Annotated in this window: 23 protein-coding genes; 3 read left to right on the top strand and 20 right to left on the bottom strand. The window is 68.2% G+C overall.

Annotated elements, in window-relative coordinates:
- Window positions 1-6 precede the first annotated feature (6 nt).
- The 13 genes from AC4BAR_RS10210 to flgB all read right to left on the bottom strand — a co-directional run bounded on the left by AC4BAR_RS10210 (window position 7) and on the right by flgB (window position 11,991).
- Window positions 7-378 (bottom strand): response regulator, encoded by a 372-nt coding sequence (locus tag AC4BAR_RS10210; protein ID WP_490627750.1) that lies wholly within the window; start codon window positions 376-378, stop codon window positions 7-9.
- A 17-nt stretch (window positions 379-395) separates the two neighbouring features.
- Window positions 396-1,487 (bottom strand): methyl-accepting chemotaxis protein, encoded by a 1,092-nt coding sequence (locus AC4BAR_RS10205; RefSeq protein WP_490627749.1) that lies wholly within the window; start codon window positions 1,485-1,487, stop codon window positions 396-398.
- A gap of 298 nt (window positions 1,488-1,785) precedes the next feature.
- Complete coding sequence (flgL, locus tag AC4BAR_RS10200; protein WP_490627748.1) at window positions 1,786-2,979, bottom strand: flagellar hook-associated protein FlgL; 1,194 nt, start codon at window positions 2,977-2,979, stop codon at window positions 1,786-1,788.
- Window positions 2,980-2,991: 12 nt separating this feature from the next.
- Window positions 2,992-4,887: a flagellar hook-associated protein FlgK gene (flgK, locus tag AC4BAR_RS10195; RefSeq protein ID WP_490627747.1), complete on the bottom strand. Its 1,896-nt coding sequence runs from the start codon at window positions 4,885-4,887 to the stop codon at window positions 2,992-2,994.
- Window positions 4,888-4,897: 10 nt separating this feature from the next.
- Window positions 4,898-5,758, bottom strand: coding sequence for a flagellar assembly peptidoglycan hydrolase FlgJ (flgJ, locus tag AC4BAR_RS10190; protein WP_490627746.1), 861 nt, complete (start codon window positions 5,756-5,758; stop codon window positions 4,898-4,900).
- Window positions 5,755-6,873, bottom strand: coding sequence for a flagellar basal body P-ring protein FlgI (locus AC4BAR_RS10185; RefSeq protein WP_490627745.1), 1,119 nt, complete (start codon window positions 6,871-6,873; stop codon window positions 5,755-5,757). The genes flgJ and AC4BAR_RS10185 overlap by 4 nt, the downstream gene beginning before the upstream one ends.
- 3 nt (window positions 6,874-6,876) lie before the next feature.
- Entirely contained in the window at window positions 6,877-7,554 is a 678-nt protein-coding gene (locus tag AC4BAR_RS10180; protein ID WP_490627744.1) for a flagellar basal body L-ring protein FlgH, read from the bottom strand.
- An 11-nt stretch (window positions 7,555-7,565) separates the two neighbouring features.
- Window positions 7,566-8,348 carry a flagellar basal-body rod protein FlgG gene (gene flgG, locus AC4BAR_RS10175; RefSeq protein WP_490627743.1) on the bottom strand — a complete coding sequence of 261 codons (783 nt, stop codon included), beginning with the start codon at window positions 8,346-8,348 and terminating at the stop codon, window positions 7,566-7,568.
- A 17-nt stretch (window positions 8,349-8,365) separates the two neighbouring features.
- Window positions 8,366-9,100, bottom strand: a complete 735-nt coding sequence (gene flgF, locus AC4BAR_RS10170; protein WP_490627742.1) for a flagellar basal-body rod protein FlgF — start codon at window positions 9,098-9,100, stop codon at window positions 8,366-8,368.
- Window positions 9,101-9,116: 16 nt separating this feature from the next.
- Window positions 9,117-10,433 carry a flagellar hook protein FlgE gene (gene flgE, locus AC4BAR_RS10165; RefSeq protein WP_490627741.1) on the bottom strand — a complete coding sequence of 439 codons (1,317 nt, stop codon included), beginning with the start codon at window positions 10,431-10,433 and terminating at the stop codon, window positions 9,117-9,119.
- 46 nt (window positions 10,434-10,479) lie between these two features.
- Entirely contained in the window at window positions 10,480-11,151 is a 672-nt protein-coding gene (locus AC4BAR_RS10160) for a flagellar hook assembly protein FlgD (RefSeq protein WP_490627740.1), read from the bottom strand.
- 10 nt (window positions 11,152-11,161) lie between these two features.
- A complete protein-coding gene (gene flgC / locus AC4BAR_RS10155) occupies window positions 11,162-11,566 on the bottom strand; it encodes a flagellar basal body rod protein FlgC (protein ID WP_490627739.1) in 405 nt (134 codons plus the stop codon).
- A gap of 23 nt (window positions 11,567-11,589) precedes the next feature.
- The gene (gene flgB, locus AC4BAR_RS10150) at window positions 11,590-11,991 is read right to left on the bottom strand and encodes a flagellar basal body rod protein FlgB (protein WP_490627738.1); all 402 of its coding nucleotides are present in this window, start codon (window positions 11,989-11,991) and stop codon (window positions 11,590-11,592) included.
- A 154-nt stretch (window positions 11,992-12,145) separates the two neighbouring features.
- Between flgB and flgA the strand changes: the two genes are divergently transcribed.
- The 3 genes from flgA (at window position 12,146) to AC4BAR_RS10135 (ending at window position 13,641) form a co-directional block, all read left to right on the top strand.
- Window positions 12,146-12,844, top strand: coding sequence for a flagellar basal body P-ring formation chaperone FlgA (flgA, locus tag AC4BAR_RS10145; RefSeq protein WP_490627737.1), 699 nt, complete (start codon window positions 12,146-12,148; stop codon window positions 12,842-12,844).
- A 111-nt stretch (window positions 12,845-12,955) separates the two neighbouring features.
- Window positions 12,956-13,252: a flagellar biosynthesis anti-sigma factor FlgM gene (gene flgM, locus AC4BAR_RS10140; protein ID WP_490627736.1), complete on the top strand. Its 297-nt coding sequence runs from the start codon at window positions 12,956-12,958 to the stop codon at window positions 13,250-13,252.
- A gap of 14 nt (window positions 13,253-13,266) precedes the next feature.
- Window positions 13,267-13,641, top strand: coding sequence for a hypothetical protein (locus AC4BAR_RS10135; RefSeq protein WP_490627735.1), 375 nt, complete (start codon window positions 13,267-13,269; stop codon window positions 13,639-13,641).
- Window positions 13,642-13,741: 100 nt separating this feature from the next.
- On the opposite strand, the gene AC4BAR_RS10130 is transcribed toward AC4BAR_RS10135, so the two are convergent.
- The 7 genes from AC4BAR_RS10130 to cheY form a co-directional block, all read right to left on the bottom strand.
- The gene (locus tag AC4BAR_RS10130) at window positions 13,742-14,458 is read right to left on the bottom strand and encodes an RNA polymerase sigma factor FliA (RefSeq protein ID WP_490627734.1); all 717 of its coding nucleotides are present in this window, start codon (window positions 14,456-14,458) and stop codon (window positions 13,742-13,744) included.
- 16 nt (window positions 14,459-14,474) lie between these two features.
- Window positions 14,475-15,236, bottom strand: coding sequence for a MinD/ParA family ATP-binding protein (locus AC4BAR_RS10125; protein WP_490627733.1), 762 nt, complete (start codon window positions 15,234-15,236; stop codon window positions 14,475-14,477).
- Window positions 15,229-16,662 carry a flagellar biosynthesis GTPase FlhF gene (flhF, locus tag AC4BAR_RS10120; RefSeq protein ID WP_490627732.1) on the bottom strand — a complete coding sequence of 478 codons (1,434 nt, stop codon included), beginning with the start codon at window positions 16,660-16,662 and terminating at the stop codon, window positions 15,229-15,231. Before flhF ends, AC4BAR_RS10125 begins: the two co-directional genes overlap by 8 nt.
- Complete coding sequence (flhA, locus tag AC4BAR_RS10115; RefSeq protein WP_490627731.1) at window positions 16,659-18,746, bottom strand: flagellar biosynthesis protein FlhA; 2,088 nt, start codon at window positions 18,744-18,746, stop codon at window positions 16,659-16,661. The genes flhF and flhA overlap by 4 nt, the downstream gene beginning before the upstream one ends.
- Window positions 18,743-19,876, bottom strand: a complete 1,134-nt coding sequence (locus tag AC4BAR_RS10110) for an EscU/YscU/HrcU family type III secretion system export apparatus switch protein (RefSeq protein ID WP_490627730.1) — start codon at window positions 19,874-19,876, stop codon at window positions 18,743-18,745. The genes flhA and AC4BAR_RS10110 overlap by 4 nt, the downstream gene beginning before the upstream one ends.
- Before the next feature lie 81 nt (window positions 19,877-19,957).
- Window positions 19,958-20,584, bottom strand: coding sequence for a protein phosphatase CheZ (locus tag AC4BAR_RS10105; RefSeq protein ID WP_490627729.1), 627 nt, complete (start codon window positions 20,582-20,584; stop codon window positions 19,958-19,960).
- A gap of 19 nt (window positions 20,585-20,603) precedes the next feature.
- Window positions 20,604-20,999: a chemotaxis response regulator CheY gene (gene cheY, locus AC4BAR_RS10100; protein ID WP_490627728.1), complete on the bottom strand. Its 396-nt coding sequence runs from the start codon at window positions 20,997-20,999 to the stop codon at window positions 20,604-20,606.
- Between the last annotated feature and the right edge of the window lie 13 nt (window positions 21,000-21,012).

The following is a 21,012-nucleotide window of genomic DNA, read 5'->3' as shown; positions in this document are numbered from 1 at the left end:
GGCACCTCAGGGAAGAATGAGTTTGGAGACCGCGTCCAGCAACTGGGGCGGGTTGAAGGGCTTGACGATCCAGGCCTTGGCGCCAGCGGCGCGGCCCTGCTCCTTCTTGGTGTCCTGGCCTTCGGTGGTCAGCATGATCACCGGCGTGAACTTGTGGCGCGGGTGCTGCTTGACCTGGGTGACGAAGGTGATGCCGTCCATGCGCGGCATGTTGACGTCGCTGACGATCAGGTTGACCTTGCTGATGGTCTCGAGTTTTTCGAGCGCCTCCTGGCCATCACCGGCCTCGTGGACCTCGTAGCCAGCGCGCACCAGGGCGAGCTTGACGACGGTGCGCAACGAGCTGGAGTCGTCCACGATGAGAATGCTTTTGGACATGGTGCTTTCGACAGAGTTCAGAAAAAGGTCGTGTCGCCGCTGGACGACGGGGCGGCCTCCTGCCCTCCCCCGCCCACGGCACGCTGCTCGGCCGTGGTGTAGCCCGCGCTCAACAACGCCAGCCATTCCTCTTCGCTGGGGACCTGGCCGGTGTGCACCGCGCTCTCCAGGCGCGTCACCGCGCTGGCGATGGACGCGGCCACCTGGTCCATGATCTGGTGCACCCGGTCCTGGAACTGGAAGGCGATCATCAGTTGCTCCACCTGGGCCCGCACGATCTCGCCGCGGGCGCTCAGTTCGATCGCCCGCTCGTTGAGCGCCGACACGGTGCTGCCGACCTGCGACACCACCTCGTTGATCGTGGCCTCGGAGGCCTTGATGGTTTCGGCGTCACGGCCGGCGCTTTCCGAGGCCTGGGCCAGCGCCTGCTGCATGCAGCCGGTGAAGTCATTGACCTGGCTGCCGATGCGCCGGCCGGTGTCACCCGATTCGTTGGACAAACGGCGTACCTCGCCGGCCACCACCGCAAAGCCACGGCCGCTGTTGCCAGCGCGGGCGGCCTCGATGGCGGCGTTGATCGACAGCAAATTGGTCTGGCGGGCCAGCTTGGCCACGTCGTCGGCCATCTCACGCAGGCTGCCCGAGGCCGAGGACAGGGTCTTGACCGAGCCCAGCACCTCGTCGCGCGACTGGATGAAACCCTGGAAGTTGCGCAGCAGGCCGTGCAGCTGCTGCTCGCAGCGCTCCAGCATGCCGGCGCGGGCGTCCAGATCGGCCGCCGCATGGGCGCCCTGCTGGCGGCCCGGCTGGATGATGGCGTCGAGTTCCGACAGGATGGAGGTGAAGCCGGTCAGCAGGTTCTCGGTGGCGTCCCGCATCTGCGACTGCGCCGTGCCCAGGTGGGCGTTCCAGATCTGCGAGGCGGTGGCCAGCCTGGAGGCCAGCACCGGGGCCACCGCATCGCGGGCGGCGGGGGTGGCGGCCACGGGGCGCCGCATCCGGCCCCACCAGCTTTGCACCTTGTGCTGGGTCAGCGTGCCCCAGGACGGCGTGGGATGGGCGGGATTGCCCAGCGAATCGGCGTGGAGTGAGGGGGTGTGGGCCTGCATGACGGGGTTCGGTTAGGCAGCGAGGGGCAAACAAGGCCGCCCGGTGCCGTTCGATGCCAGGGGCACCAGGGAGGACGAAAAATGGGTCATTGCCGTTCGTGCTTTTTGCATGGGCGAGAAAAATTTCGCCTGTGCTTGAAATTACGGCAAACCCCGTCTCAACTTGAGACAGAGAAAGGCCGAATAGGACGGCTTAATCAAAGCCTTGGCCACTCGGGAACGCGCCAGCAAGCTGCCTGAATCCGCCCGCCAATGAAAAGGCCGCCCGAAGGCGGCCTGCGAACCCAGCGTTCAGGCCTCAGTTCAGGCTGTCAAACAGCGACAGCCGGGCAAAGCTGGCGTAGGACTTCAGGCCGGCCTGCAGCGCGGTCTGGTTGACCTGCATCTCGGACACCGCCTTGGCGAAGTCCAGGTCTTGCAGGTTGCTGCGCCGGGTTTCCAACTGCAGCTGCTGGCTGCTGTTGGTCTGCATGGCCTTGTCGGTGGTGGCCATTTCCTCGCCCACCTTGCTGCGCAGAAACGACATGCGGTCGAGGGCGCCGTCGACACTGGTTTGCACCCCCTGCAGGCGTTCGGCGTAGGTCGAGCCGGAAATGCCGGGGGTTTTCAGCAGCGCGATGGCGTCGTCGATGGTCTTGAAGATGGACTGCTGGCCGGCTGGCTGCAGCTGGAAGCTGTCGCCGGTCTGCGGCGTGCCGCTGATCTTGACGCGCTGGCCGTCGATGTCGATCACGCCGCCGTCGGCAAACGGCACGCCGCTGCTCAGCGTGGTGCCGGCGGTGGTGTCGGTCACGGTGTACTGCAGGCTGCCGGGGGCGCCGGTGATGGCGATCTGGTAGCTGTGGCCGGTGAGCTGGGTGGCGTCTTTCACCTGGCCGGCGTCGATGACACCGGTACCGGCGTTGCCCGCCATGGAGCTGGGCAGAAACACCCCGTTGCCCTGGGGCAAGGCGATGAAGGCGCTGCGGCCATCGAGGTTGGTGGCGTAGTGGCCGTCGGCGCCGATGCGCTGCTCGCCGGCCGCGGGGTCGTACTGCGGTGCCATGTTGCCGGACACCGGGGTGCCGGTCGTGCCCTGGCCGGAAAACACATAGCCGCCCGAGCTGTCACGCGAGTTGGCCACCGCCAGCAGGCGGTCGCGCGAGGCCTGCAGCTGCTCGGCCAGGATGGCACGCTCGGACGGGCTGTAGCTGCCGTTGCCGGCCGCCACCAGGGTGTCTCGAATGGTTTGCAACACGTCCACCCCCGAAGCCAGCGCGTCGTCGGCCGAGGTCAGCATGGTGCTGCTGAGCTGGGCGGTGCGCTGGTCCTGGGCGACCCGGGTCAGCCGCGAACGGGCCAGCTCGGCCTGCGCGGCGGCCACCGGGTCGTCGCCAGGGGAATTGACCCGCAGGCCGGTGGACATCTGGGTCTGGAGGCGGCTCTGCTCGGTCTGGCGGGCATGGATGCCGGCCATCGCGGCCTGGGCCGATTGGAGTGTGGCGACGCGCATGAGAATCCTTGATCAGCGACCCACGGCCGACAGCAGCGAATCGAACAGCTGCTGGCTGGCCTGGATGATTTTGGCGGAGGCCTGGTAGGCCTGTTGGTAACGCAGCAAATTGGCCGCTTCCTCGTCGAGGTTGACGCCGGCCAGGTTTTGCTCGCGGGCGGTGGCCTCGTCGAGCAGCTTGGAGGAGACGCTGGCACTGTCGCGGGCGCTTTGCACACGGATGCCGGTGTCGCCCACCAGCGAGGCATAGGCCTCGTTGATGGTGGCGCCGTCCACCAGGCCCTGGTCGGCCAGGCTGCCCAGTGCGCGGGCATTGCCGTTGTTGATGGCGGGGTTCAGGGTTTTCTTGACCAAGAAGTTGTCGCCGGCAGCGGCCGGGCCGTCCAATGTGATGGACCAGCCGTTGTAGTCGGCAGGCGCGGCCGGCACCCGCTGGCCGGGGGTGTAGGGCACGTTGGTCAGGTCACCCCCGGCCAGCCCAGTGACGTTGAAGCTGGTCGGCGGGTTGTTGAAGGTGATGGCCACCGGCAAGGTGGTGTCGGTGGTCTGGCGGTTGACCTGGAACTCGCGCACCGAGGCCGCGCCGGTGTTGGTGGCGCTGGCCTCCACCGTGGCGGCGTAGCCGGTGGCCACTTCCCGGGGCAGCAAGGCCTTGGCGGTGAGGCCGGTGGCGGCCACCGCGTAGGGCTGGATGCGGTAGGAGTTGCCGGCGGCGATCGGGCCGTTGGACGAAAAAGTCAGCCCGTCCATGGTGGCCGGCACGATGGCGGTGGTGGTGGTCTGGCCGTCGGTCAAGCGGGTGATGGTGAAGGCCGCGCCGTTCCAGTCGACCTGGTAGTCGCTGGGCTGCAAGGCGGAGGCGTCGCTCACCACCGCCTGGATGCTGTTGCTGCCGGTGTTGGCGGCGTTGGCCACGGTCACCGGAGAAGGCACCGCAAACAGCGCCCGGCCCGGTGTGCCGGTGGCGTCCACCCCCAGCGCCTGCTGGGCATTGAAGCTGTCGGCGATCACCACCGCCAGCCGGCCCACCTCGTTCATCGCGTGCGCCAGGTCGTCGTTGCGGAAGCGCACCAGGCCAGAAATGCTGCCGCCCAGGGCCTGGCCGTCGACCGGCTGGGTGATGTTGCCGATTTTCAGCTGCAGCCCCACCTTGGCGGCGTCGGCCGGGTCGGGAATGGCCTGCAGTTCCGACTGCTGGTTGCCCACCAGCAGCGGCGCACCACCGGTGGCGAACAAATTGATGGTGCCGTTGTCGCCCGCCACCGCCTTGACCGCGATCAGATCGTTGAGCGCCTTCAGCGCCACGTCGCGCTGGTCCAGCAAGTCGTTGGGCGCATGGCCGGTGGACTGGCCGATGGCGATCTGCTCGTTGAGTTTCTTGATTTCGGTCAGCCGCTGGTTGACCTGCGACACCGACTGGGCGATGTTCATGTCGGCTCGCTCGCCCATGTCGTCGAGCTGGCTGCCCACCGCGGTGATGCGCTGGGCCAGCTGGTCGGCGCGCGACACAAAGGCCTGGCGCGCCGAGGTGTCGGCCGGCCGGTTGGCCAGGTCACCGGCGGCGGAGAACAGGCCGTCCACCGCCGCGCCAATGCCCACCTCGGGGTCGGCGAACAGGCTGTCGAGTTCGGACAAGGCGTTGGAGCGGGCGGCATCGGCCGAGGCCTGGGCGGTGTTGGACTGCACGGCGGCCGACAGGAACTGGTCGTACTGGCGGCGCACCGTGGTCAGGTCCACGCCCTGGCCAAAAAAGCCGGCGCCGGAAAACTGGCCCGGCGAGGTCGACAGCACCGCCTCTTGCCGGGTGTAGCCCGGCGTGTTGACGTTGGAGATGTTGTTGGAGACGGTGGTCAGCGCACCCTGTGCGGCCGCCAGACTGCGGGTTCCGATGTTGAGCAACGATGTCATGGCAATCTCCTCAGCCCATGGAGCGCTGCACCGCCAGCGCCAGGTTGATGGTGCGGGTCAGCTTGGAGGCATAGGCGGGGTCGGTCGCGTAACCGGCCTGCTGCATGCCATTGGCGAAACTCTCGGCGCTGTTGGCGCCCCGCACCACCTGGCTGTAGCGCGGGCTGGTGCTGAGCATGCGGGCGTAATCGGCAAAGGCCTCGCTGTAGGAGCTGTAGCTGCGAAAGCGGGCCACCTGCTTGACCGGCTGGCCGTTCACGTACTCGGTGGTCTTGACGTCGGTGGTGGCGCCCTTCCAGCCGGCCGTGGCCTTGACGCCGAACAGGTTGAACGAGGGGCTGCCATCGGCCTTGCGGATCTCGCCCTTGCCCCAGCCCGACTCCAGCGCCGCCTGGCCCAGGATGAAGGAGGCCGGCACACCGGTTTCGCGCTCGGCGGCCTGGGCGTGGACGCTGAGTTTTTCGAGGAAGTTGGCCTGTGGCGTGCCCGGCTTGGGCGCGGCCAAGGGCGAGGCAGGCATGGCGGTGGCCGAGGCGTTGACCGCCGGCTGGGTGGGGGCCGGCAAGCCCTGCATGTGGCGCGACAGCTGGCGCTCAATCATGTCGGACAGGCCCCCGGGCCGGCCGGAAAACTGCTTGGCCATCTGGCTGTCCAGCATGCCGGTGAAGGTGTCGTTGGCGTTGTTCGAGCCCTCGGCCTTGACAGTGGCGTCGCGCATGCTTTTCAGCACCTGCTGCATGAACAGCGATTCGAACTGCACCGCCGCCTGGCGCGCCGCGCCATTCGGGTTGCGCGACGCTTCGTTGCGCAGGCTGTCCAGCGAGCGGCCGTCAATGCCCAGCGAAGACCCGGAAGCGTCGGTGTTGATCATATGATTTCCAGTTCTGCCTTCAGGGCGCCGGCGGCCTTGATGGCCTGCAGGATGCCAATCAGGTCTTGGGCGGTGGCGCCCAGGGCATTGAGCGATTTCACGATGTCGGCCAGGTCGGCGCTGGCGGGCACATTGAACAACACGCCCGGGTCTTGCTGGACCCGGATGTCGGTCTTTTCGGTGACCACGGTCTGGCCACCGGAAAAGGCGTTGGGCTGGCTCACCACCGGGGTGCTGGACACGGTGACCGACAGGCTGCCATGGGCCACCGCGCAAGCGCCCAGCCGCACCGACTGGTTCATCACCACCGAACCGCTGCGGGCGTTGACGACCACGCGGGCTGCCGGCGCTTCGAGTGCCACCTCGATGTTTTCCAGCGACGAGATGAAGGCCACCCGGCTGCCGGTGCCGGGGAAACGCACCTGCACCACCCGGGCGTCCAGCGCGGCGGCGGCGTCTTCCACGCCCAGCTTGCGGTTGATGGCGTCGGCCACCAGGCGGGCGGTGGAGAAATCGGTCTGGTTCAGTTCCAGGTGGATGACATCGGCGGCCAGTGCGGCATTGGCCACCACCCGCTCCACCGTGGCGCCGCCGGGCACGCGGCCGGCCAGCAGGTGGTTGATGGACACCTTGCTGCCGCCGGCCGAGGCGCCGGCGCCGCCAATCACCAGATTGCCCTGGGCCATGGCGTAGATCTGGCCGTCGGCGCCGCGCAGCGGCGTCAGCAGCAGCGTGCCGCCGCGCAGGCTGCGGGCATTGCCCAGCGAGGACACGGTGATGTCGATCTGCTGGCCGGTCTGGGCGAACGACGGCAAGGCCGCGGTGACCATCACCGCGGCGACGTTTTTCATTTGCGGCGTGACACCCGGCGGCAGGGTCACACCGAACTGGCTCAGCAGCGACTGCACGCTCTGGCCGGTGAACTGCACCTGGTTGGTGGCGTCGCCGCTGCCGTCCAGGCCCACCACCACCCCGTAGCCGATCAACTGGTTGACCCGCACACCCGACACGCTGGCCAGGTCACGGATGCGTTCGCTGCCACCACCGGCGGCCATCGCGGTCGAGGCCATCGCCAGAGCGGCACAGGCCAGCCAACGGGAAAGTGTGTGTGTCATGGGTCAGACCGGTGCGATGCTGAGGAAGAAGCGGCTCAGCCAGCCCAGGCCCTGAACCTTGCCGATGTCGCCGCGGCCACGCTGCTCCAGCCGCGCTTCGGCGATCTGGGTCGAGCTGACCACGTTGCCGGCACGGATGGACACCGGGTTGACGATGCCGGAGAAGCGCATCACGTCGACGTTCTGGTTCACGCCCAGCTGCTTCTCGCCGGCCACCAGCAGGTTGCCGTTGGGCAGCACCTGCTGCACCAGCACGGTGATGGTGCCGGCAAAGGTGTTGGTGCTGTTGGTCTTGCCGTCGGCGTTGGTGGCGACGTCGGACTTGGCGTCGGCCGACAGCCGGGCCAGCGAACCCACCGAGGCGAACGGCAACGCGGCAATGCTGCCCGACAGCGAGCTGGCGCGGTCGATCTTGCTGGTGGACTGCTGGCTGGCGGTGATCTGCTCTTCGATCTGGATGGTCAGCGTGTCGCCCACCAGGCGGGCCCGGCGGTCTTCGAACAGCGGCCGGTGGCTGGCCACCTGGAAGATCGCGCCCTGGCTGGGCGGTGGCAGGGGCGCCGGCACGGCGGTCTGCGGCACGGCGGTCAGCATGTCCACCTGCGGCGTGGCCATGGTGGAACAGCCACCGAGCGCCGCACCCAGCACCGCGGTCGCCACAAGGATTCGGAAAAACGCCATGGCCAGGCCTTTCACAGTTGGGTCAAACGGGCCAGCATCTGGTCCGAGGTGGTGATGGCCTTGGAATTGATTTCGTAGGCGCGCTGGGTCTGGATCATGGCCACCAGCTCTTCCACCACATTGACGTTGGACGACTCCACCGCACCCTGGTTGATGACACCCAGGCCGTTGGTGCCGGGGTTGCCGGTCTGCGGGTTGCCGGAGGCCGAGGTCTCGGCAAACAGGTTGCCGCCGCGCGGGTCCAGGCCGGCCGGGTTCATGAAGTTGGCCAGTTGCAGCTGACCGATTTGCTGCGGTGTGCTGCTGCCGGCCACCGTGACCGAGACGATGCCGTCGCGGGCGATGGTGATGCTCTGGGTGTTGGCCGGCATGGTGATGGCCGGGCTGACCGCAAAGCCGCTGGAGGTCACCAGCTGGCCCTGGGCGTCGAGCTGCAGCGAGCCGTCGCGGGTGTAGGCGGTGGTGCCGTCGGGCATCTGCACCTGGAAGAAGCCCTGGCCATTGACCGCCAGGTCGAGGTTGTTGCCGGTCTGGTTCAGGCCGCCCTGGCTGAAGTTGCGCACCGTGGCCACCGGGCGCACGCCGGTGCCCAGTTGCAGGCCGGTGGGCAGCTCGGTCTGCTGGCTGGTCGGGCCGCCGGCCTGGCGCAGGTTCTGGTACATCAGGTCTTCGAACACCACGCGGCTGCGTTTGTAGCCATTGGTGGCGGTGTTGGCCAGGTTGTGGGTGATGGCGTCGAGCTGGGTTTGCTGGGCTTCCAGGCCGGTCTTGGCAATCGAGAGTGAACGCATCATGGTGGGAACTCCTTGTGTCAGCGCGGTTGGGCCAGCAGCTGGGCTGCGCGCTGGTCGTTTTGCTCTGCGTTCTGCAGCAGCTTCATCTGGGTTTCGAACTGGCGCGAGGCGGCGATCATGCCCACCATGGCGTCGATGATGTTGACGTTGCTGCCTTCCAGCGCGCCGGGGGCCACGCGTACGGCCGGGTCGGCGGCGGCCTCGTCGCCGGAGACGGTGCGCAGCAGGCCGTCGCTGCCCTTGCGCAGTTCGGCCGCCGGCGGGTTGACCAGCTTGACGCGGCCCACCACCTGGGCCGGGCCGGTGCTGGGCTTGGCGCTGACCGAGCCGTCGTCACCGATGCTGACCTGGGTGCCGGCCGGGATGTTCAGCGGACCGCCCTCGCCCACCACGGGCTGGCCGTTGAAGGCGGTCAGCACGCCGTCGGCATTGACCTCGAAGGCGCCGTTGCGGGTGTAGGCCTCGCCGCCGTTGGCGGCCTGGATGGCGATGTAGCCCGGGCCCTTGATGGCCATGTCCAGGCTGCGGCCGGTGGACTGGATGGCACCCGACTGGGCCTCGTAACCGGTGGTGACCTCCAGCGCCTGCACCCGGGTGCCCAGGCCGTCGCCGCGGATGGGCACGGCCCGGAACGCCACCGTGTCGGCGCGGTAGCCGGTGGTGTTGGCGTTGGCCAGGTTCTGGGTGATGCCATCCTGCCGGAGCGTGAGCGCCCGGGCGGCGGAGGCGGCGGTGTAGATCAGGCGGTCCATGGTTCAGCCGGCGAAATCAGCGCAGGTTGACCAGCGTGGACAGCATCTGGTCCATGGTCTTGATGGTCTGGGCATTGGCCTGGTAGGCCCGCTGGGCGGTGATCATGTCCACCAGCTCCTGGGTCAGGTCGACGTTGGACTCTTCCAGCGCGCCGCCCTGCAGCACACCCAGGTTGGCGCTGCCCGGCGCGCTCACAGCGGCCTGGCCGGAGGCTGGGGTGGCGCGCCACAGGTTGCCACCGGTGGGTGCCAGGCCCTGCTCGTTGCGGAAATCGGCCAGCGCGATCTGGCCGGCGTTCAAGGTCTTGCCGTTGGAATAGCGGGCTTCCACCATGCCGCTGGCGGCGATGCTGAAGCCGGACAGCTGGCCGGGGGCATAGCCGTCCTGGGTGGCCGAGGTCACGCCAAAGGCGCTGCCAAACTGGGTCGAGCCGGTCAGCGACAGTGTCACCGGCGCCGAGCTCACCGAGGCCGACGGCGCCACCGGCAGCGTGGAGGCGGCGAAGGGAATGGCCAGCGAGAGGTCGCCAGGGGTCAGCACGCCACCGGCCAGGCTGCCGGTGTTGGCCGGGTCCATGGTGCCATCGGGCTTGAAGGTGATGCGGCCCACCGGGTCTTGCGGGGCGCCGGGGGCGGACAGCGCGGGCACGGGCACACCGTCGTGGGCGGCATAGACCTCCCACTCGTTGGCCACCGCGGTCTTGCGGAAATACACCGACAGCACCTGCTGGTTGCCCTGCTGGTCGTAGGTGGCGACCGAGGTCGACGAGGTGTAGGACGAGGGCTTGGTCAGGTCAAAGGCCGGCGTGGTGGCGGTGGGCGCGGCGGTGCGGGAATCCAGGTTCAGCTGCAGCGCGGCCTGGGTGGTGACCTTGGGGCTGATGCCTTGCGACGGCAGCTGCACGTCGCCCACCACCCCACCGGCCTTGCCGGTGGTGGGGTCGATCGAATAGCCCTGCAGGCGCAGACCCCCGCTGGTGACCACATAGCCGCTGTTGTCGAGCTGGAACTGGCCGGTGCGGGTGTAGGACACGTCGTTGGTGTTGCCTGGCGTGGCCACCTCGAAGAAGCCGCGGCCGTTGATGGCCACGTCCAGCGGGTTTTCGGTGGTGCGGATGCTGCCCTGGGAAAACTGCTGCGTCACCGCGTCGACCTTCACACCCATGCCGGGGGCGGTGCTGGTCTGGGTGTAGGCGGCGCTGGCGTAAACGGCCGAAAACTCGGCCCGCGATGTCTTGGCGCCGACGGTGTTGGCGTTGGCGATGTTGTTGCCGATCACCTCCAGGTTGCGGGAGGCGGCGTTCAGGCCGCTGATGCCTTGCTGAAAACCCATGGAGAACTCCAGTTCAATTCAAAGTGGAAGGAGGGAAAGATTCGGTTCACAAAAACGACTTGATGTCGCTGTAGGCATGCACACCGCCAACACCCAGGTCGACCTGCACCCCGTTGGCACTGTTGGACACCGCCTGCACCAGGCTGGCCGACAAGGGGGACACCAACACGGCCTTGCCGCCGGCGGTGGCGTTGACGCGGATGCGGTAGTTGCCCTCGGGCAGCGCGGTGCCGTCGGCCCCCAGCCCGTCCCAGGTGAAGCTGCGCACGCCGGCCGGCGACTGGCCCAGCGCCAACTGGCGCACCACGGCGCCGGTGGCGTCGACGATGTCGACCCCCACCGTGTCGGCGGCCGAGGCCAGGTTGACGCCGCCGATGGCGCCGCCGGACGACAGCGTCAGGCGGTTGCCGTCCACCATCACGCCGCGGCCCGGCAGCTGGGTGGCGGTCTGGGCCTGCATGCTGTTGAAGCTGGCCAGCAGCGAGGTCACGGTGGTGTTGAGCTTTTCGATGCCGCTGACCGTGTTGATCTGCGCAATCTGGCTGGTCATCTGCGCGTTGTCCATCGGGTTCAGCGGGTCCTGGTTCTTCATCTGCGCGACCAGCAGCTTCATGAAGCGGTCCTGCTGCTCGGCGGCGCTGGCGATACCCAGCGTGCCATTGCTGGTGGCCGCCGTGGGGGTGGGGCTGGTGGGGTTGGCAACAGAGGTGATGGCCATGGGAACTTCCTTATTGGCCCATCTGCAGGGTCTTGGCCAGCAGCTGGCGGGCGGTGTTCATCACCTCGACGTTGTTCTGGTAGGAACGCGAGGCCGAAATCATGTTGACCATCTCGTCGACCACGCTGACGTTGGAATGCGTCACATAGCCATCGGCGTCGGCCAGCGGGTTGCCGGGCTCCAAAGAGCGGCGGCCCGGGGTCTGGTTCTCGGCCACGCCGGTGACCCGCACACCGGGGGTGTTGGTGCCGGGCACGGCCTGCGATTCAAAGGTCAGCTGGCGGGCCTTGTAGGCCTGGCCGTCGGGGCCGGCCACCGAATCGGCGTTGGCCAGGTTGCTGGCCACCACATTGAGCCGCTTGCTCTGGGCCGAAACGGCGCTGCCTGAAATCTGGAACACATCAAACAAGGACATGGGGATTTCCTGGGTGGATCGGCTTACTGGCCGGTGATGGCGGACAGCATGGTTTTCACATGCCCGTTGATGAAGCGCAGCGTGGCCTCGTAGCGCATCGCGTTGTCAGCGAAGTTGGCCCGCTCGCGGTCCAGGTCCACCGTGTTGCCGTCCACGCTGGGCTGCTCGGCGGTGCGGTAAACCACCGGCGCTTCGCCGGGTGCGGCGCCACCGGCGCTCAAGCCCAGGTGGCCGGTGCGGGTCACCACCGGCGCGGCCTGGGCGCTGGTGGCCTGGGCCAGGGCGCTGGCGAAATCGATGTCCTGGGCCTTGTAGCCCGGGGTGTCGGCATTGGCAATATTTCCGGACAACACCCGCTGTCTTTGCGAAAGAAGCTCAAGTGCCCTGCCTTGTCGGTCGAGAACAGATGTCAACGGTTGTGTCATGGAAGGATGGCCTCTGGGAGGGGGAGATTCGGAATGAGTATCGGCGCCGGTCGACAAAGCAATAGGGGGAATAGACGGGGGTTTGGACCCTTTATCGGCCGCCCTTGGACTTCCTGTAGGCCTACAGTCACTGGGCCAACAACCGCCCACGCCCATGCCCATTCTTCGCCCCAGTCTGCTGCTTTTGGCGGCCGGCCTGACCTCCCCGCTGTTTGCCCAGACCCAGCCGACCATGACGGCCGACGACCTGCGCGCCTATGTGGTGCAACAGGCCCAGCTGGCCGCGGGCGACCCGGCCATCCGCATCGAAGCGCAGCTGGGCCAGCCCGAGGCCCAGGCCGCGGTGGCCCCCTGCCGCCGCTCCGAACCCTATGTGCCGGCCGGCGGCCGGCTCTGGGGCCGCTCTTTTGTGGGGGTGCGCTGTGTCGATGGCGCCCAGTGGAGTGTGTTGTTCCCGGTGATGGTGCGGGCCTGGGGCCCGGCCTGGGTGGCCGCGGCCTACCTGCCGGCCGGTGGCACCGTGGGCCCGGGCGACATCCGCCAGGCCGAGGTGGAGCTGACCCAGCAACGCCCTGGACTGCCCAGCAACCCCGAAGCGCTACTGGGCCGGGTGCTGACCCGCTCGGTGCCAGCCGGCCAGCCGGTGCATGGCGACGCGGTGCGGGCCGCCACCGTGGTGACGGCCGGCGACGTGGTGCGGCTGCGGGTGCTGGGCGGTGGTTTTGCCATCACCGCGTCCGGCCAGTCGCTGGGCAGCGCGGCCGAAGGCCAGCCGGTCCGGGTGCGCACCGACTTCGGGCGCACGCTGACCGGGGTGGCCCGCAGCGGCCGGGTGGTGGACATTCAGCCCTGAAACCCCATCTCCGTCACACGGATTCTCAGAACTTTGACAAACAGGCCTTCAGTTCCCGAAAGTCCTGCCGAAAAAAGTTCCTAAGATGAGAACAGTTGACTGGAGTCCCCCATGAAAATCGGTCTTCCCACAGACACCGCTGCGGCGGCGGTAGACACCGCCAGCCGTGGCAAAGCCCCCACCAAAGCGGCGGCCAGCGCCCCCGCGTCGATCGACAAGGTCAACCTGTCGTCGGCCGGCGCCAAGCTGGGCGCCTCCGGCAGCACCGGCCAGGTGGACTTTGACAGCGCCAAGGTGGACGCCATCAAAGAAGCGATCCGCCAGGGCAAATTCACCGTCAACCCCGAAGTCATTTCCGACCGGCTGATCGCCGAAGCCAGTGCGCTGATGCGCCCCCGGTCGTCCTGACAGAAAGCACCCCCATGGCCGCCCGTCCGCTGATCCAGATCCTTGACAGCATCGAGCAACTGCTCGATGAGCAGCACACGCTGGCCCTGGACGGTGACGCCGACGCCCTGCCCCGCCTGGCCACCGAACTGACGGCCACGCTGGGCCTGCTGCTGTCTTATGCCGGCAGCCGCGAAATCCTGGGCCATAAGGCCCGCATCGCGCGCATCCAGGCCCAGGCCCGCGGTGTGGGCACGGTGCTGAGCCGCCGCCAGTCGTCGGTGCAGCGCTCGCTGGAAGCCCTGGGTGGACAGCAGGCCCGTTTTTCCGAACTGCAGGCCCGGCGTGTCTACGCCCCGGCCGGCCTGATGGTCTCCTCACTGAACTCCCGCTCGGTCGGCAGCGCCTGAGCGCATCGGCGCCGCCAGCGGTGCCACCACAAAACCAAAGGGCCTGATGATCAGGCCCTTTTTTGTTGGCAAAGCGGCGCTCAGCGCCGCAGGCAAACGCTCACCATTCCTTGAGCCGTGAACGCAGCCGGGCCACGGCCTGGCTGTGCAGCTGGCAGACACGCGACTCGGTGACGCCCAGCACGGCGGCGATTTCCTTCAGGTTCATGTCGTGCTCGTAGTACATGCTCATGATGTACTGCTCGCGCTCGGGCAGGTTGGTGATGGCCGTCACCAGGGCCTGGCGGAACCGGTGGTCGGACAGCTGGTCGGCCGGGTTGCCCTTGTCGTCGGCCATGTGGCGGTCGAGGTAGCTGCCCTCGCCGTCTTCCGACTCGTAGTCACCGATGTAGACCAGCTGCGCGCCGCGCACGTCGGTCAGCATCTCGTGGTAGTCCTCCAGAGAGACCTTGAGCTGGGCGGCGATCTCGGTGTCCTTGGGCGCGCGGCGCAGTTTTTGCTCCAGCTTGTGCACCGCCTCGGCGATCTCGCGCTGGCTCTTGCGCACCGAGCGGGGCACCCAGTCGGCGCCGCGCAGCTCGTCGAGCATGGCGCCGCGCACGCGCAGCATGGCAAAGGTTTCGAACTCGGCGCCATGGCCTTGCTCGTAACGCTGCATCGCGTCCATCAGGCCCATGGTGCCGGCCTGGATCAGGTCGTCCATTTCCACGTTGGCGGGCAAGCGGCCGATCATTTTCGAGGCCTGGCGGCGCACCATCGGCAGGTACTGCTCGATGTTGGCCATTGGCCGCTGCAAAGTGCCTTTTGCGGTGTACATAGCGTTCTCCATGGATTCAATGCCTCGCCACAGGGGTGGCCGCGTGTTCGAGCAGCGACTGGGCCAGCTGCTCCAGCGCGGCCACCTGGGTGGCGGCGCCCAGCGCCGCGGCCGGCACCCAGCCGGCCAGCGTGACGCCGGCGTTCAGAAAATGGCGGGCGGCGTCGGCCAGGCGGGCGTGCACCGCCACCGCCTCGGGCTGGCCACCGGCGCCGCGCAGGGCCAGCGCAAACTGGGTGTAGCCAAAATCGGCCGACAGCTGCTTGATGGTGGCGTAGGCGCGCTGGATGCCCTCCGGCCCGGCGTCGGCCACCATCACCGGCACCGTCTGGTCGGGCGCGGCCAGGCTGGCCAGCTCGCCGGCCGGCATGGCCAGCAGCAGCACGTCGAAGCCGTGCGACAGCTTGGCAAAGCCGCGCAGCAAATCATGGGGTTCGGCGCCGGAGGCGACAAAGGCGTCCAGCCCGGCGTCGGCGCGCACCAAGTGCACACCGTCGCGGCTGACCTGGGCCACCTCGTTGAAATCGTGCCGGCCTTCCAGCAAATCGAGCAGTTCACGCGGGGTGCGCGACACCCCCAGCGCGCGGGCCACCTCGCCACCGCTGGCGTCGAGCACCAGCGCGCGTGAGCCCAGGGCCTGCAGGGTGCGGGCCACCTGGCCCACCCAGGCGCCGGCCTGGCGGTCGGCCGGCACCATGGGGAAAGCCATCAGGTGCAGGGCCGGCGTCGCCATCAGGCGGCGCAGCCCGGCGGCCTGGTCACGGCCTTGGTCAAGCATGGCGGGCGTCCGCGCCGGGGGCGCTGGCCATCCAGGCCACTTCGGGGGCAGTCATCATCAGGCCCAGCTCCGAGTCGTCGGTGGAGAACACCGACGAGGGGCGGCTGGCCAGCGCCTTGTGGGCCAGCAAATGGGGGCTGGCGGTGTGCCAGTCTTCGGGCACACGCTGGCCATTGGCCATGCCTTCGACCGCCAGGCGGCGGCGCACCGCCACGTCGACCACGCCGCCCATCTTGACGGCCTCGTCGAGCTTGGTCAGCACGCAGCGGGTGCCGGGGCCGGTGCCATATGCCTGCACCACCTCGTCCAGGGTTTCGGCCTGGGCGGCGGCGTTCAGCACCAGCAGCCGGGTGACCTTGGCGGCGGGCAAGGCGGCAAACAGTTCGGCCAGGCGCTGGTCGCGCTGACTGGCGCCGACGGTGTCGATCAGCACCAGCTTCTTGCGGTCGAACAGGTTCAGCAGGTCGGCCAGCGAGGCGCCGTCGCGGGCGGTGTGGACCGGGATGTTGAGCAGCCGGCCAAAGGCCCGCAGCTGGTCGGACGCCGCCATGCGGTAGGTGTCCATGGTGATCAGGCCGACCGACGCGGCGCCATGCTTGAGGGCGAAGGCGGCAGCGATCTTGGCGGTGGTGGTGGTTTTGCCGACGCCGGTGGGGCCGACCAGCGCGTAAACGCCGCCGGCGTTCAGCACCGACTCGGACTCGGCCACGCAGCTCAGGTTGCGGGCCAGCACGTCCTTGAGCCACTGGCCGGCATCTTCGCCGGTGCGGTCGGCCGGCAGGCGGTTGACCATGTGGCGGGCCAGCGCGGGCGAAAAACCGTTGCCCAGCATCAGGCGCAGCAGCTGGGTCTGGTCGGGGCTGCGGCGGGCCGAGTCGAACCAGGTCAGTGCCGACAGCTGGGTGGAAATCATGCTGCGCATGGACTTCAGCTCGTCCATCACCGCGGCGTCCGGGCTGCGGGCCGGGCTGGCGAGCTGGGCGTAGGCTTCGTGGCCGGCGGTGGCGGCCAGGGTTTCGGCGGCGAAGCGGCCTGGCTGCACCGGTGCCTGGGGCTTGGCCAGCGGCGCTTCGCGGCGCGCCACCGGGGCGGCTTCGCGGCGCACCACCACCGGGATGGGCGGCGCGGGTTCGGGCGACTCGGCCATCTTCTGGCGTTCGCGCACGAAGTTCTCGAAGGACACCGTGCTCATCGGCTCGACCCGGGCCTGGGCCGTTGCCCTGGCGGCCGGTGCGGGGGCCGGCGCGACGGCCTGCACCGGCGCCTCGGTCGGGCCGTCGGGCAGGTCGGTACCGGCAATCGCCAGGATCTCCACCCCGCCGGCGATCGGCCGGTTGGACAAGACCACCGCCTGCGAGCCCAGGCTGGCACGCACCTTGGCGATGGCTTCGCGGGCGTTCTTGCCGGTGAATCGTTGAACGTTCATGAGTGGGCTCCAATGACGCGGTGAATACGGATGGAATGGGTGCGCGGAATTTCAGAATGGGCCAGCACATGCAGCCGGGAGGCGGCGCGCTTGAGCAGCCGGGCCAGCGGCAAGCGGATGCGGTCGGGCACCAGCAGGCAAGCCGGCATGCCGGCCTCTTCCTGCAGCTTGGCGGCGTCGGCGGCCTGTTGGCCCAGCATTTCGGCGATCGACGGGTCCAGCGGCACCTGGGCGCCCGGGGTCAGCGACTGCACCAGCAGCTGCTCCAGGCCGGGCTCGACGGCGATCACGCCCAGCTCGCGAACCGGGCCATAGAGGTTTTGCACAAAGGCGGCCGACAGACCGACCCGCAGTTCGCGGGTCAGCTCGGCGGCGTCCTGCGTCACGCTGCCGAACTCGGCCAGCAACTCCAGGATGCCGCGCAGGTCGCGGATGTGGATGGACTCGTCGAGCAGGTTGCGCAACACCTTTTGCACCGTGCCGGTGGGCACGATCTTGGGCACCACCTCGTCGACCAGCGTCGGGGCGAACTTGCGGGCGTGGTCCATCAGGTTCTGCACCTCGGCGCGGCCCAGGAGGGCGGCGGCATTGGTCTGCATCACATGGTTCAAGTGGGTGGCGATGACGGTGGCGGCGTCGACCACGGTGTAGCCGGCGGCCTGGGCCTGTTCGCGCACCCGCTGCTCCACCCACACCGCCTGCAGGCCGAAGGCCGGGTCGGTGGTGGGGGTGCCGATCAGCGGCACGTTGATGTGGCCGGGGTTGATGGCCATGTACATGCCGGTCTGGGCCTGGCCTTCACCCACCACCACGCCCTTGAGCAGCAAACGGTAGGACGAGGGGTGCAGTTCCAGGTTGTCTCGGATGTGGACGGCCGGTGGCAGGAAGCCCACCTCGGCGGCGAACTTCTTGCGCACGCCCTTGATGCGTTGCAGCAGGTCGCCGCCCTGGTTTTTGTCGACCAGCGCGATCAAGCGGTAGCCCACCTCCAGGCACAGCATGTCGACCGGCAGCACATCGTCCCAGCTGGCTTCGTTGCCCTGGGTGGGGGCGGCGGCCGGGGCCTGGGCCTCGGCCGCGGCTTTTTTCAGCGCCCGCTGGTGCAGCATCCAGGCGCCGGAGCCAAACAGCGTGGCCAGCGTCAGGAAGGCGAAATGCGGCATGCCGGGCACCACGCCCAGCAGGGCCAGCATGCCGGCGGTCATGCCCAGCGCGCGCGGCATGGAGAACAGCTGGCCGGCGATCTGCAGGCCGATGTCGTCCTCGCCGACGCGCGAGACGATCAGGCCGGCGGCGACCGAGATCACCAGCGCCGGCACCTGGGCCACCAGGCCGTCACCGATGGCCAGCAGCGCGTAGTTGTTGATGGCGGCCGAAAAGCTCATGCCATGCTGCAGCATGCCGATGGCCAGCCCGCCCAGCAGGTTGATGAACAGGATCAGGATGCCGGCAATGGCGTCGCCGCGGACAAACTTGGAGGCGCCGTCCATGGAGCCGTAGAACTCGGCCTCCTGGGTCACTTCCAGGCGGCGGCGACGGGCTTCTTTTTCGTCCAGGCTGCCGGCGGCCAGGTCGGCGTCGATGGCCATCTGCTTGCCGGGCATGGCGTCCAGCGCAAAACGGGCCGAAACCTCGGCGATGCGGCCGGCGCCCTTGGTGATGACGACGAAGTTGATCACGGTCAGGATGGCGAACACCACCACACCCACCGCCAAGCTGCCGCCGATCAGGAACTGGGCAAACGATTCGATCACATGGCCGGCGGCGGCCGTACCGGTGTGGCCGTGCAGCAGCACCGCCCGGGTCGAGGCCACGTTGAGCGACAGGCGCAGCAGCGTGGTGACCAGCAACACGCTGGGGAAGCTGGCGAAATCCAGGGTGCGCTTGGTGTAGCTGGAGACGATCAGCACCACAAGGGCCACGGCGATGTTCAGGCTGAACATCAGGTCCAGCAGCACCGGCGGCAGCGGCACCAGCATCATGGCCAGGATGACCACGATCAGTGCCGGCGCGCCCAGCGCCTTGGCGTTGGCGGCCTGGCCCATGAGCCCCCTGGCGCCAGCCAGCAACCGGGTCTGGTTCATGCCTTGGCCTCCAGCGGGTCCATGCCGGCGGGCACGTCGATGGCCGGCAGGGCCGGCATGCGCAGCGCGGTGCGCAGCCGCGCCACATAGGCCAGCACCTGGGCCACGGCGGTGTACAGGGCGATCGGGATTTCGCCGTCGATCTGGCCGTGTTTGTAAAGCGCCCGGGCCAGCGGCGGGGCGTCCAGCACCGGCACGTTGGCGGCCTTGGCGAGTTCACGGATCTTCAGCGCGATGTTGTCCACGCCCATGGCCACGATGCGCGGGGCCTGCATGGTCTGGTCGTCGTAGCGCAGCGCCACCGCATAGTGGGTGGGGTTGACCACGATCACGTTGGCGGTGGGCACGGCGGCCATCATGCGCGAGCGCGACATGGCGCGGGCCCGGCGGCGGCGCTCGCCCTTGACATGCGGGTCGCCCTCGGATTCCTTGTGTTCCTTCTTGACCTCTTCCAGCGTCATGCGCAGCTCGGCATGGTGCTTGTAGATCTGCAGCGGCACGTCGGCCAGCGTGGACACCACCGCCACCACCAGCAGGCCGGTCAGGCCGGAGGTGAACCAGTCAAAGCCGGTGGACAGGCCACGTTCCAGCGGCATCCGGGCCAGGGTTTGCAGGTCGCCCACATGGCCCTGGATGTACCAGAAGGCGGTGACCAGCAGCGCCGAGGTGACCAGGATCACCCGGCCATGGTCGGCCAGCTGGCGCAGCGAGAAGATGCGGCCCAGGCCGGCCATCGGGTCGAGCTTGGAGAAATTGGGTTCCAGCACCTTGGTGCTGAGGTTCCAGCCGCCCACCGCGATGGTGGTGCCGGCGGTCAGCAGGGCCAGCGCAGCCACCACCGGCAGCGCGATCTGGCCACCGGACCAGCCGGTGTGGGCGATGCGCTGCAGCATGTGGGCCGGTTCGAACATGTCGGCGTGGTCGAGCCGCAGGCCCACCGCCACCAGGTCCAGCGCCTGGCTGCCCAGCCAGGGGCCCAGCGCCATCAGCAGCGTGATCAGCACACCGATAGCCACCAGGTGACCGAGGTCCTTGGAACGGACGACCTGCCCGTCTTCCCGTGCCTGCGCCAAACGGCGCTCGGTGGCGGGTAACTGGCGGTCTTCTTTGCTGGTTTCGGAGTCGGACATGCGCGAACGAGGTGTTGAGCCTCATTATTCGCGGCTGCCCTTCCGAGGAAACCGAGATCAGGCGGGCAAACCGCCCGCTATTCAAAAGCCCAGACTCTCCAGCATGTCGTCCACCTGGGCCTGGTTGGCCACCACATCGGTGCGCCCCGTCGCGTCGGCGACAGGCCCTTGCAGCACGTTGGGATCGTTGGCCGGACGCTGCGACGGCGGGGTGGCGTCCATCAGCAACTGCACCAGCGACTCCTCCAGCCGGGAGGCCACATCGACCACTTTGCGGATGGTCTGGCCGGTCAGGTCGTGGAAGTCCTGGGCCAGCATGATGTCGGACAAATGGGCGCCGGCCTGCTCGGCCGTGCCCTTGGCGCACTGCACAAAGGCGCGCATTTCGGCCAGCGTGGCCTCGTCGCCGGTGGCGCTGGCCAGCAAGGCCTCCATGCGTTTGGCCTCGCCCAGCAGCGTGCCCTGCTGCAGCTGGGCCGAATCGACGGTGTTGAGCACCTTCTCGGCCGCCTCGCCGGTCAGGCGGGCGATGAAGCTGAGGCGGGAGCGGGCGTCGGGCAGGCTGCCGATGGACTGCTCCAGCTGCTTGTCGTAGCCCAGTTCTTTCAGGGCGTCGTGCAGCGAGCGGGTCAGCGTGCCGATGCGCTGGAACACATCGAAGGGCTCGCCAGCAGTGTCCGTGGGGGGGGTGGGAAGCGGGTCAGACATGGTGAGGTCCCCGGGTGGTTCAGGCCGCCAGGGCGTGCTTTTGCATGATCTTGCTGACCTTCTCGTCCAGCGTGGCCTTGGTGAAGGGCTTGACGATGTAGCCGGAGGCGCCGCTCTTGGCCGCCAGCACGATGTCTTCCTTGCGCGCCTCGGCGGTCACCATCAGCACCGGCAGGCCCTTCAGGGCGTCTTCGGCGCGGATCTGGGCCAGCAGCTCGAAGCCGTTCATGTTGGGCATGTTGATGTCGGTGACGACAAAGTCGAAATGGCCGTTGCGCAGCTTCTGCAGCGCCGCCACGCCGTCTTCCGCCTCGTCGGCGTTGGCATAGCCCATTTCCTTCAACAGGTTGCGCACGATGCGGCGCATGGTGGAAAAGTCGTCAACGATCAGGAACTTGAGGTCGGTTTGGGACATGGTGATCTCCGTG

Source organism: Rhodoferax sp. SPJ4 (assembly GCF_058216275.1).
This window is presented reverse-complemented; position numbering and strand designations above follow the sequence as displayed.

Bases quoted from the DNA above. Each gene is read 5' to 3' on its own strand.
- flgB (WP_490627738.1), bottom strand. From the start codon at position 11,991: ATGACACAACCGTTGACATCTGTTCTCGACCGACAAGGCAGGGCACTT.
- flgM (WP_490627736.1), top strand. From the start codon at position 12,956: ATGAAAATCGGTCTTCCCACAGACACCGCTGCGGCGGCGGTAGACACC.
- AC4BAR_RS10125 (WP_490627733.1), bottom strand. From the start codon at position 15,236: ATGCTTGACCAAGGCCGTGACCAGGCCGCCGGGCTGCGCCGCCTGATG.
- AC4BAR_RS10160 (WP_490627740.1), bottom strand. From the start codon at position 11,151: ATGGCCATCACCTCTGTTGCCAACCCCACCAGCCCCACCCCCACGGCG.
- cheY (WP_490627728.1), bottom strand. From the start codon at position 20,999: ATGTCCCAAACCGACCTCAAGTTCCTGATCGTTGACGACTTTTCCACC.
- AC4BAR_RS10110 (WP_490627730.1), bottom strand. From the start codon at position 19,876: ATGTCCGACTCCGAAACCAGCAAAGAAGACCGCCAGTTACCCGCCACC.
- AC4BAR_RS10135 (WP_490627735.1), top strand. From the start codon at position 13,267: ATGGCCGCCCGTCCGCTGATCCAGATCCTTGACAGCATCGAGCAACTG.
- flgJ (WP_490627746.1), bottom strand. From the start codon at position 5,758: ATGATCAACACCGACGCTTCCGGGTCTTCGCTGGGCATTGACGGCCGC.
- flgK (WP_490627747.1), bottom strand. From the start codon at position 4,887: ATGACATCGTTGCTCAACATCGGAACCCGCAGTCTGGCGGCCGCACAG.
- flgG (WP_490627743.1), bottom strand. From the start codon at position 8,348: ATGATGCGTTCACTCTCGATTGCCAAGACCGGCCTGGAAGCCCAGCAA.
- AC4BAR_RS10105 (WP_490627729.1), bottom strand. From the start codon at position 20,584: ATGTCTGACCCGCTTCCCACCCCCCCCACGGACACTGCTGGCGAGCCC.
- flgF (WP_490627742.1), bottom strand. From the start codon at position 9,100: ATGGACCGCCTGATCTACACCGCCGCCTCCGCCGCCCGGGCGCTCACG.
- flhF (WP_490627732.1), bottom strand. From the start codon at position 16,662: ATGAACGTTCAACGATTCACCGGCAAGAACGCCCGCGAAGCCATCGCC.
- flgC (WP_490627739.1), bottom strand. From the start codon at position 11,566: ATGTCCTTGTTTGATGTGTTCCAGATTTCAGGCAGCGCCGTTTCGGCC.
- AC4BAR_RS10205 (WP_490627749.1), bottom strand. From the start codon at position 1,487: ATGCAGGCCCACACCCCCTCACTCCACGCCGATTCGCTGGGCAATCCC.
- flgA (WP_490627737.1), top strand. From the start codon at position 12,146: ATGCCCATTCTTCGCCCCAGTCTGCTGCTTTTGGCGGCCGGCCTGACC.
- flhA (WP_490627731.1), bottom strand. From the start codon at position 18,746: ATGAACCAGACCCGGTTGCTGGCTGGCGCCAGGGGGCTCATGGGCCAG.
- AC4BAR_RS10185 (WP_490627745.1), bottom strand. From the start codon at position 6,873: ATGACACACACACTTTCCCGTTGGCTGGCCTGTGCCGCTCTGGCGATG.
- AC4BAR_RS10180 (WP_490627744.1), bottom strand. From the start codon at position 7,554: ATGGCGTTTTTCCGAATCCTTGTGGCGACCGCGGTGCTGGGTGCGGCG.
- AC4BAR_RS10130 (WP_490627734.1), bottom strand. From the start codon at position 14,458: ATGTACACCGCAAAAGGCACTTTGCAGCGGCCAATGGCCAACATCGAG.
- flgE (WP_490627741.1), bottom strand. From the start codon at position 10,433: ATGGGTTTTCAGCAAGGCATCAGCGGCCTGAACGCCGCCTCCCGCAAC.
- AC4BAR_RS10210 (WP_490627750.1), bottom strand. From the start codon at position 378: ATGTCCAAAAGCATTCTCATCGTGGACGACTCCAGCTCGTTGCGCACC.
- flgL (WP_490627748.1), bottom strand. From the start codon at position 2,979: ATGCGCGTCGCCACACTCCAATCGGCCCAGGCCGCGATGGCCGGCATC.